Annotated in this window: 10 protein-coding genes; 4 read left to right on the top strand and 6 right to left on the bottom strand. The window is 65.9% G+C overall.

The window, feature by feature from the left end:
* The 6 genes from EOD07_RS11530 to hrcA all read right to left on the bottom strand — a co-directional run.
* Positions 1 to 290: glutathione S-transferase N-terminal domain-containing protein (locus EOD07_RS11530; RefSeq protein WP_206519459.1), on the bottom strand; the 290-nt coding region annotated here is incomplete at its 3' end.
* 395 nt (positions 291 to 685) lie between these two features.
* The gene (gene cysK, locus EOD07_RS11525; RefSeq protein ID WP_127235537.1) at positions 686 to 1,666 is read right to left on the bottom strand and encodes a cysteine synthase A; all 981 of its coding nucleotides are present in this window, start codon (positions 1,664 to 1,666) and stop codon (positions 686 to 688) included.
* 326 nt (positions 1,667 to 1,992) lie between these two features.
* Complete coding sequence (locus tag EOD07_RS11520) at positions 1,993 to 2,610, bottom strand: LysE family translocator (RefSeq protein ID WP_041010063.1); 618 nt, start codon at positions 2,608 to 2,610, stop codon at positions 1,993 to 1,995.
* Between the two features lie 457 nt (positions 2,611 to 3,067).
* Entirely contained in the window at positions 3,068 to 4,399 is a 1,332-nt protein-coding gene (locus EOD07_RS11515) for a sorbosone dehydrogenase family protein (protein ID WP_127235536.1), read from the bottom strand.
* A gap of 116 nt (positions 4,400 to 4,515) precedes the next feature.
* Positions 4,516 to 4,713, bottom strand: coding sequence for a hypothetical protein (locus tag EOD07_RS11510; RefSeq protein ID WP_041010061.1), 198 nt, complete (start codon positions 4,711 to 4,713; stop codon positions 4,516 to 4,518).
* Positions 4,714 to 4,883: 170 nt separating this feature from the next.
* Positions 4,884 to 5,912 carry a heat-inducible transcriptional repressor HrcA gene (hrcA, locus tag EOD07_RS11505; protein ID WP_127235535.1) on the bottom strand — a complete coding sequence of 343 codons (1,029 nt, stop codon included), beginning with the start codon at positions 5,910 to 5,912 and terminating at the stop codon, positions 4,884 to 4,886.
* 245 nt (positions 5,913 to 6,157) lie between these two features.
* Between hrcA and rph the strand changes: the two genes are divergently transcribed.
* From rph to hemW, 4 genes are all read left to right on the top strand, one after another.
* Entirely contained in the window at positions 6,158 to 6,874 is a 717-nt protein-coding gene (rph, locus tag EOD07_RS11500) for a ribonuclease PH (RefSeq protein WP_027169620.1), read from the top strand.
* A gap of 202 nt (positions 6,875 to 7,076) precedes the next feature.
* Positions 7,077 to 7,487 carry a VOC family protein gene (locus tag EOD07_RS11490; protein ID WP_127235533.1) on the top strand — a complete coding sequence of 137 codons (411 nt, stop codon included), beginning with the start codon at positions 7,077 to 7,079 and terminating at the stop codon, positions 7,485 to 7,487.
* Positions 7,487 to 8,149 (top strand): RdgB/HAM1 family non-canonical purine NTP pyrophosphatase, encoded by a 663-nt coding sequence (gene rdgB / locus EOD07_RS11485; RefSeq protein WP_127235532.1) that lies wholly within the window; start codon positions 7,487 to 7,489, stop codon positions 8,147 to 8,149. The genes EOD07_RS11490 and rdgB overlap by 1 nt, the downstream gene beginning before the upstream one ends.
* Positions 8,146 to 9,318 (top strand): radical SAM family heme chaperone HemW, encoded by a 1,173-nt coding sequence (gene hemW, locus EOD07_RS11480; RefSeq protein WP_164772180.1) that lies wholly within the window; start codon positions 8,146 to 8,148, stop codon positions 9,316 to 9,318. Before rdgB ends, hemW begins: the two co-directional genes overlap by 4 nt.
* Positions 9,319 to 9,583: the final 265 nt, after the last annotated feature.

Genomic DNA, 9,583 nt, shown 5'->3' with positions numbered 1-9,583 from the left:
GCCATCCAGCGCAGGAAATCGGCGCGGCCGGGCGAGCCCGCCTCCGGCGCGAGGCCGGCCTGCGGATGACGTTCGGCGAGCAGGATGCAGATTGCAGCGGATTCGGTCAGCGAATGGCCGTCGGGCAGCATCAGCGCCGGCACCTGGTTCAGCGGGCTGATGGCGAGGAAGGCCGGATCGGGCGGATCTTTCTTGGGCACATCGATCTGTTCGAAGGGCACGCCGGCCATGGCAAGCGCCGCCTCGACGACGAAGCCGCCGCTGCCCGGGCGCGTGTAGAGCTTGTACATGAAATCCTCCCGCCGGCCGATTGGGCCGGCGGTGATATCAGCCGGAAGCCAAGCCTGGCTCAAGCCAATCGCCGCCTGCCACAAGCGCTTTTTGAACAGTCCAGTTCGAGGATCACCCGGAGAGTGCCGCTTATCCGCAAGCTCTTGAGATTGGCTGAGGCGTTCCCGCCTTCGTCATCCACGGGCGGAGCAAGGAGCGGAGCGACGCGCGCAGACCCGAGGATCCATTCCATGACATCGAAGCGCAGCAAGGGTGCAGAATTCTGCCCCGCTGCACCCTTCGATCAAGGTCACGGAATGGACCCCAGGGTCTCCGCGACGCCGCTTCGCGGCTGCTCCGCCCTGGGATGACGACCGCGAGGGGCCGCTGAAGCCACTCTCCGAGGTATGCGCGCCTAAGCCCCCAACCCATCGAACAGGATCGTCGAGAGATAGCGCTCGGCGAAGGAGGGGATGATGACGACGAGATTCTTGCCCTTGTTCTCCGGCCGCGAGCCGACGACGATGGCCGCCTGGAGCGCCGCGCCCGACGAGATGCCGGCCGGCACGCCTTCGAGGCGGGCGACGAGACGGGCATTGGCGACCGAATCCTCGTTCGACACCCTGACGACCTCGTCATAGATCGAGGTGTCGAGGATTTTCGGCGCGAAGCCGGCGCCGATGCCCTGGATCTTGTGCGGGCCGGGCTGGCCGCCCGACAGCACCGGCGAGGCCTCCGGCTCGACCGCCACGACCTGCAGCGAAGGCTTGCGCTTCTTCAGCACCTGGCCGACGCCGGTGATGGTGCCGCCGGTGCCGATGGCGGAAACGAAGATGTCGACCTCGCCATTGGTGTCGTTCCAGATCTCCTCGGCCGTGGTGCGGCGGTGGATTTCGGGATTGGCCGGATTCTCGAACTGCTGCGGGATGATGGCGTTGGGCAGCGTGGCGGCGAGCTCGTCGGCCTTGGCAATGGCGCCCTTCATGCCTTTCGGGCCCTCGGTCAGCACCAGCTCGGCGCCAAGCAGCGCCAGCATCTTGCGGCGCTCGACCGACATCGTCTCCGGCATGGTGAGGATCAGCTTGTAGCCCTTGGCAGCGGCGGCGAAGGCGAGCGCGATGCCGGTGTTGCCGGAGGTCGGCTCGATCAGCGTGGTCTTGCCGGGCGCGATCTTGCCGGCTTCCTCCAGCGCCTCGATCATGGCGACGCCGATACGGTCCTTGACCGAGGCGATGGGGTTGAAGAATTCGAGCTTGGCCAGGAGGTTGGCGACGATGCCCTTTTCCCTGGCGAACTTGTCCAGCCTGACAAGCGGCGTGTCGCCAATCGTCTCCGTGATCGAATTGTAGACGCGGCCGCGGCCGGGCACGCGCGCGGAGGTGACGGGCTTGTTCATTGGTTTCGCTCCCAGGACAATGGTACGGGCTGACAGAATAAGGCTTTCAGCCGCGCAAGATAGGCCGAGGCCGGAAAATATCCGAGTGGGGCGGTTGCTCAAAAGCGCCCGCGACCGGAAATGCATTTCCCGCCGCCAGCGGTTTCAGGAATGGTTTGGCTGAAATCGGAACTGTCACGCACCAAGGTCTGTTGAGATTCAGGGTCAGGCCGAGCCGAGAAGGGCGGATTCCGAGAACCGGAGCGGAGCGTACTTGAAGTACGTGAGCACCGGAAGCGCAGGAAGTCGTCCTTCGCAGGCCGGCCTCACCTGAATATCAACACACCTTATTGGCGGGCCGCGATCGCGGCCGCCGCCCCCATCATGAAGCCGGCGGCGGTGCGGTTCAGCGCCTTCAGCGCGCGCGGCGATTTCAGGAACCAGCGCGCCTTGGCCGCCAGCGCCAGGTAGGGCACCAGCACCACGAACAGAACCACCACGGTGAGCGTCGCGAGGACGGCATAGTCGGCGAGCGTGATCGTCTTCACGTCGACGATGGTCGGCGTGATGGCGAGATAGAAGATCATCGTCTTGGGATTGCCGAGCGTCACCGTCAGCCCGGCGATGAAGCTCGACACCAGCCCGCCCTTGGCCTTGCGCGCCTCGACGGTTTCGGGCGTGATGCCGCTGGTCCAGAAGCGCCAGGCGAGGAAGGCGAGATAGGCGACGCCGGCCCATTTGATGGCAAGGAAGACCATGCCGAAGGTCTGGGCGACAAAGGCGAGCCCAAGCACCACGGCGGTGAGATAGGTGAGGTCGCCGAGCATCAGGCCGAACGACATGGCAAGCGAGGAACGGAAGCCGGAACCGAGCGCGCGGGCGACCAGCGCCGTGACGCCGGGGCCCGGAATGGCGGCGGCGACGCCGAGGGCTGCGCTGTAAGCGAGGAAGCCGGTGAGTGTCATGGTTTGGGCCTGGGATCGGGACCGATGTCGAGCCGGGCTTCTATCACGATGCCAGTTCGGCGGTAATACCCTCGCGGAAGGACTCGTTGCGCCAGTTCGATGGAGTGCTCGTTCCCTGTTGGCAGTCCGTACACTGTGGAGATTGGCCGAAACGGCCCGGCCTCGTCATCCACGGGCGGAGCAAGGAGCGAAGCGACGCGCGCAGACCCGAGGATCCATGCCGTGACTTCGACGCGCCGCAACGGTGCAGAATTCTGCGCCGTTTGCATCCTTCGGCCAAGGTAACGGAATGGATTCTAGGGTCTGCGCGCGTCGCTTCGCTCCTTGCTCCGCCCTAGAATGACGAGGTTGGGAGGCTTCAGCCAATCGCCAGCGTTTGCGCTGACTTCATGGAATGAGCGGGAATGCCTTGTCCATAGACAAGCGGCAAGCCTTCCAGAGCCCCTGTGCCGAACACCTACCCGCCATGGGTAATGCGCCAGATCGTGCCGTTGCCGTCCTCGGTGAGGATCAGCGCGCCGTCCTTGGCCACGGCGACGCCGACCGGCCGGCCCCAGACCTCGTCGTCGGATAGGACGAAGCCGGTGGCGAAATCCTCATATTCGCCGGTCGGCTTGCCGTCCTTGAATTTCAGCCGCACCACCTTGTAGCCGGTGCGGACATTGCGGTTCCACGAACCGTGCAGCGCGACGAAGGCGTCGCCCTTATAATCAGCCGGAAAATTGCCGCCGTCGTAGAAGGCGATGTTGAGCGGCGCCGAATGCGCCTGCATCAGCACATCCGGAACGGTGACCTTGCCGGCGAGGTCGGGGCGCGCGCCCTCGTGGCGCGGGTCCTCATTGTCGCCGATATAGTACCAGGGCCAGCCATAGAAGGCGCCTTCCTTCACGGCGGTCGCGTATTCGAAAGGGGTGTTGTCGCCAAGCTCGTCGCGCTCGTTGACGACGCACCAGAGCGCGCCCGTCGCCGGCTGCACGGTCATGCCGGAGCAGTTGCGCAGGCCGGTGGCGACCGTCCTGCGGTTGTTGCCGTCTGGGTCGAAGGCCAGCACGTCGGCGCGGCCCTGTTCCGCGCCCCACGCCTCGCCCAGCGGCTGCGATTTCGCCCACGCCTCGACGCCGCCCTTCGGTCTGGCGCCGATATCCTCGGCGATGTTGGAGCCGGATCCGACCGACAGATAGAGCGTCTTGCCGTCGGGCGAGAAGGCGATGTCGCGCGTCCAGTGACGGCTGGCGGGGATTTTTGCGACGATGGTTTCCGGCTTGCCGGACGCTTCCAGGTCGCCGTCGCGATAGGGGAAGCGGACCACGCTGTCGCTGTTGGCGACATAGACCCATTGCGGCTTGCCGCCCGGCGGATAGAAGGCGATGCCGTAGGGCCGGGTCAGGCCCCTGGCGAAGATCGATTTCCGCGCGGGCTTGGCGCTGCCTTCCGCCAGGCGATAGACGCGGACCTGGTTCGCCCGGCTGTCGGCGACGAAGAGATCGCCATTCGGCGCCACGCGCACGACGCGGGGGCTGTCGATACCGGAAGCGACGAGCTCGGCGGAGAAGCCCGGCGGAAGCTTCGGCTTCGCACCCTCGGGGCGGTCGGTGACGCCGCCGCCACTGGCGGCGGACTCCGCCACATCGGGTTTCGGCTGATCCTGAGGCTTCAGCAGCCGGCGCACGCCCGGGCGGTCGGCCTTCCAGTCGCCGAAGGCCTTTTCACCGCTGAGCAGAGGCTGATCGGCCTGCTGCGCAAAGGCGCCGGTGGCAAAAACCAGCGCGAGGCCCGCGATCCGCATCATGCTGTTCTCCGTCGTCTGCCAACGCGCCTTATTCGATCAGGCGCCCAGAGACAGGACATATTGGGCAAGCGCTCGAAAAGAGAAGCTTGCGCGCGCGGATTTGTCGGAGCGCCGGCTCAGGCCTCTTCGGCATCCAGGTCGTCGTCGAGGCGCTTTTCCAGCTCGACGAGGTCGGCCGGCAAAGGCAGGCCCATGGCGCGCAGCTCCCGCAATTTCTCGCGCAGCTGCTCCTGGATCTCGTGCTCGTCCCCGGGCTGGTTGATCATTTCCTGGAGCAGGAGGTCGATCTGGGCCTTGATTGCTTCCAGCGCCATTTTTTTCTCCCTCTGCAGCTGCCGCGACCCTAGTGTGGCGAGATTCAGGTCAGGCCGAGTCGAGAACGGTGGCTTCTGAGAACCGGAGCGGAGCGTACTTAAAGTACGTGAGCACCGGAAGCGCAGGAAGCCGTCGTTCGCAGGCCGGCCTCACCTGAATATCGATACACCTAGCGGAGCATGCGCGAAATCAGCTGCGCCGTATAGTCGACCATCGGCACGATGCGGGCGTAATTCAGGCGCGTCGGGCCGATGACGCCAAGCGCTCCGACGACGCGGGCATCCTTGTCGCGATAGGGGGCGACGACCAGCGACGAGCCGGACAGCGAAAACAGCTTGTTCTCCGAGCCGATGAAGATGCGCACGCCCGGCCCTTCCTCGGCGAGGTCGAGGAGCTGCAGCAGCCCGTCCTGGGTTTCCAGGTCCTCGAACAGATGGCGGAGCAAATCGATGTCGGCCTGGGCGGTGACGTTCTCCAGGAGGTTGGCGCGGCCGCGCACGATGAGCCGCGCCGGCAGGCCGCTTTCGGCGCCGGCCCAGACCGCCAGCCCCTTCTCGACAAGGTCCTGCGACAGCGTGTCGAGGGCCGCGCGGGTCTCGTCCTTGATGCGGGCGATCTCGGTCCGCGCCTCGGCAAGCGTGCGGCCCCTGATATGGGCGTTGAGGAAGTTCGAGGCCTCATGCAGCTGCGACACGGTCGTGCCCGCCGGCAGGTCGATGACGCGGTTCTCGACGTCGCCGTTCTGCGACACCAGCACGGCAAGCGCCTTGGTCGGCTCGAGCTGGATGAATTCGATGTGCTTCAGCGCCACCTCGTTCTTGGAGGCCAGCACCAGGCCGGCTCCGCGCGACATGCCGGACAGCATCTGGCTGGCCTCGGTCAGCATATGCTCCAGCGTCGCGCCCGAGCCGGAGGCGCGCACCTGCGCCTCGATGATGCGGCGCTCCTCGTCGGAAAGGTCGCCGAGCTCCATGAAGGCGTCGACGAAGAAACGCAGCCCGGTCTGGGTAGGCAGCCGCCCGGCGGAAACATGCGGCGCGTAGATCAGGCCCAGATGCTCGAGGTCGCTCATCACATTGCGGATGGTGGCCGGCGACAGCGAGGACGGCAGGATGCGCGACAGGCTGCGCGAGCCGACCGGCTCGCCGTCGCGCAGATAGGAATCGACAATCCGCCGGAAGATATCGCGCGAGCGCATGTCAAGTGATTGAAGTACCGGCGACTAAGCCCGGGCGACTGCGATGTCGGATCGACTGGTTTGTTCATTCCGGCGAGAAACCTCCTTCCGAAAAGATATAGACTTAAGCCGCAGCGGCGCAACCCGGTGCCGCTTTTGCGGTCAGGGTCCCGTGTTTGCGATTACCCGGCCGTTTTCCTTTGCGCCGTGCTGCGCATGCGTCTACAAGCCGCCGACGAATCCGGGAAAGAACAGAAAGAGCCTCGATGCGCCCCTCCAAACGCCAAGCCGACGAAATGCGCGCCATCTCCTTCGAGCGCGGCGTGTCCAAGCATGCCGAAGGCTCGTGCCTGGTGAAGTTCGGCGACACGCATGTCTTGTGCACCGCGAGCCTAGAGGAAAAGGTGCCGGCCTGGATGCGCAATTCCGGCAAGGGCTGGGTGACTGCCGAATACGGCATGCTGCCGCGCTCGACCGGCGAACGCATGCGGCGCGAGGCCTCCGCCGGCAAGCAGGGCGGCCGCACGCTGGAGATCCAGCGGCTGATCGGCCGGAGCTTGCGCGCCGTGGTCGACCTGCAGGCGCTGGGCGAACAGCAGATCACCGTCGACTGCGACGTCATCCAGGCCGATGGCGGCACCCGCACCGCCTCGATCACCGGCGGCTGGGTGGCGCTGTACGACTGCCTGCGCTGGATGGAAGCGCGCCAGATGGTGAGCGTCGCCAAGGTGCTGAAGGACCATGTCGCGGCGATCTCCTGCGGCATCCATGACGGCCAGCCGGTCATCGATCTCGATTACCTCGAGGATTCCTCGGCCGGCACCGACGCCAATTTCGTCATGACCGGCAAGGGCGGCATCGTCGAGATCCAGGGCACCGCCGAGGGCGAGCCCTTCTCCGAGGAACAGTTCGCGGCGCTGATGGGGCTGGCGAAGAAGGGTATTTCGCGGCTGGTGAGCCTGCAGCAGATGGCGGTGGCGTAGGGTTCAGCAGGGAAGAACGAATGAGGTCGGCGATCCTTCACACCCCCCTCTGGCCTGCCGGCCATCTCCCCCGCAAGGGGGGAGATCGGGTGTCGCATCGGGTTTCGCCAACCACCAACGTTGCAGGAGATGCGGCGGCGCCAAAGCTGCTGATCTCCCCCCTTGCGGGGGAGATGCCCGGCAGGGCAGAGGGGGGTGCCTCGTGATACCCTCCGGGATCTTGGAATCAGCCCTCTACGTCACAGACTTGCATGCAGCTGAGACCTTCTATTCGGACGTTCTTGGACTTAAACTGCTCGGCAAGGTCGAAGGCCGCCACGTCTTCTTCCGCTGCGGCGACGGCGTGCTGCTGCTCTTCAACGCCGAGGCGACGAAGATCCCGCCGGCGCCTGACGCCAGGCTGAAAGTGCCGCCGCACGGCACGGCCGGCGAGGGGCATCTTTGCTTTGCGGCAACCGCCGAAGAGATCGCTGCGTGGCGCAAGCATCTCGCGGCGAACAACATCGCCATCGAAAGCGATTTCGAATGGCCGCAGGGCGGGCACTCGATCTATATCCGGGACCCGTCGGGCAATTCGATCGAGTTCGCCGAGCCAAGGATTTGGGGTTTCTGATGCATTCCTTGAACGGAAAGAAGATCGTCGTCGCGAGCCACAACGCGGGCAAGCTGCGCGAATTCGCCGACCTGATGGCGCCGTTCGGCTTCGAGGCGAAATCGGCCAAGGAATACGGCCTGCCCGAGCCGGACGAGACCGGCACCACCTTCGAGGAGAATGCCTATATCAAGGCATACGCCGCGGCCAAGGCCACCGGCCTGCCGGCGCTGTCGGACGATTCCGGACTCTGCGTCGACGCGCTCGACGGCGCGCCGGGCGTCTATACCGCCAATTGGGCCGAGAAGCCCGACGGAAGCCGGGATTTCGGCATGGCCATGCAGAAGACGGAAACAGCCTTGCAGGAAGCCGGCGCGACCGAGCCTTCGCAGCGCAGCGGCCGCTTCGTCGCCGTCATCTGCCTGGCCTTTCCGGACGGCGAGGCGGAATATTACCGCGGCGAGGCTGAAGGCAGGCTGGTGTGGCCGCCGCGCGGCACGCTCGGCTTCGGCTATGATCCGGTCTTTTTGCCCAACGGCTTCAACAAGACTTTTGGCGAGATGAGCGCGGAAGAAAAGCATGGCTGGAAGCCCGGCCAGGCGACGGCGCTTTCGCACCGCGCCCGCGCCTTCCAGAAATTCGCCGAGGCACGCCTCGACTTGGCCAGACTAGGATCGGCATGAGCGCGGTGACGATACCGCTCGACCGCAGCCCCGGCTTCGGCGTCTATATTCACTGGCCGTTCTGCGCGGCCAAGTGCCCTTACTGCGACTTCAACAGCCATGTCCGCCACCAGCCGGTCGACCAGGAACGCTTCGCCCGCGCCTTCGAGACCGAGCTCAAAACCATGCGCGACCGCACCGGGCCGCGCGAGGTGACCAGCATCTTCCTCGGCGGCGGCACGCCGTCGCTGATGAAGCCTGAAACCGTTGGCGCGGTGCTGGAGGCGGTGGCGAGGAACTGGACGGTGCCGGCCGGCATCGAGGTGACGCTGGAGGCCAATCCGTCCTCGGTCGAGGCCGAGCGCTTCCGCGGCTATCGCGCCGCCGGGGTCAACCGCGTCTCGCTCGGCGTGCAGGCGCTGAACGACAAGGACCTGCGCTTCCTCGGCCGGCTGCACAATGTCGAGGAGGCGCTGCACGCCATCGGCCTCGCGCGCGAGATCTTTCCGCGCCTGTCCTTCGACCTGATCTATGCGCGGCCGGGCCAGACGCCGGAGGCGTGGGGCGCGGAGCTGGAGCAGGCGATCGGCTATGCCGTCGACCACCTGTCGCTCTACCAGCTCACCATCGAGGAGGGCACGCCCTTCCACGCGCTTTACGCGGCGAAGAAATTCACGCTGCCCGACAACGACCACGCCGCCGACCTCTATGCGCTGACGCAGGAGGTGACGGCGGCGCATGGGCTGCCGGCCTATGAGATTTCCAACCACGCCCAGCCCGGCGCCGAGAGCCGGCACAACCTCACCTATTGGCGCTACGGCGAATATGTCGGGGTCGGTCCGGGCGCGCATGGCCGCTTCGTCGAGAACGGCCGCCGCACCGTGACGATAGCCGAAAGGATGCCTGAGACCTGGGCCAACCTGGTCGAGGCCAAGGGTCATGGCGTCACCGGCGGCGAGGTGCTGACCCGCGCCGAAGAAGCCGACGAGTTCCTGCTGATGGGCTTGCGGCTCGCCGAAGGCATCGACCTGCAGCGCTACGAGGCGCTGTCGGGGCGCGGCCTTTCGAGCGCGCGGCTTTCGGTGCTGCAGGAGGAGGGGCTGGTGGCGCCGGTCGGCAATGCCAGGCTGCGCGCCACGACTGCAGGGATGATCGTGCTCGATGCGGTGGTTGCTGATCTGGCGCGGTGACCACGCGCCTTCGTCATTCTCGGGCTTGACCCGAGAATCCATGCCGTGACCTATGCGAAGGGTCCGGCGGTCCAGAATTCTGCACCGTTGGCGGCGCTTCGATGTAACGGGATGGATTCCAGGGTCTGGGCGCGTCGCTTCGCGCCTTGCTCCGCCCTGGAATGACGAAGCGCGAGATGGCGAAGGTTGCTGGTTGCTCTAAGCGTCGTGCTTCTGGCGGTGCTTGCCGCGCTGCTTCTCGCCATGCGCCTCGCCGTCGCGGACC

This window comes from Mesorhizobium sp. M2C.T.Ca.TU.002.02.1.1, from assembly GCF_003997225.1.
The sequence above is the reverse complement of the archived record's forward strand: the minus strand, read 5'-3'. Positions and strand labels throughout refer to the sequence as shown.

Bases quoted from the DNA above. Each gene is read 5' to 3' on its own strand.
- hrcA (WP_127235535.1), bottom strand. From the start codon at position 5,912: ATGCGCTCGCGCGATATCTTCCGGCGGATTGTCGATTCCTATCTGCGC.
- EOD07_RS11515 (WP_127235536.1), bottom strand. From the start codon at position 4,399: ATGATGCGGATCGCGGGCCTCGCGCTGGTTTTTGCCACCGGCGCCTTT.
- hemW (WP_164772180.1), top strand. From the start codon at position 8,146: ATGAGCGCGGTGACGATACCGCTCGACCGCAGCCCCGGCTTCGGCGTC.
- EOD07_RS11520 (WP_041010063.1), bottom strand. From the start codon at position 2,610: ATGACACTCACCGGCTTCCTCGCTTACAGCGCAGCCCTCGGCGTCGCC.
- rdgB (WP_127235532.1), top strand. From the start codon at position 7,487: ATGCATTCCTTGAACGGAAAGAAGATCGTCGTCGCGAGCCACAACGCG.
- EOD07_RS11510 (WP_041010061.1), bottom strand. From the start codon at position 4,713: ATGGCGCTGGAAGCAATCAAGGCCCAGATCGACCTCCTGCTCCAGGAA.
- rph (WP_027169620.1), top strand. From the start codon at position 6,158: ATGCGCCCCTCCAAACGCCAAGCCGACGAAATGCGCGCCATCTCCTTC.
- cysK (WP_127235537.1), bottom strand. From the start codon at position 1,666: ATGAACAAGCCCGTCACCTCCGCGCGCGTGCCCGGCCGCGGCCGCGTC.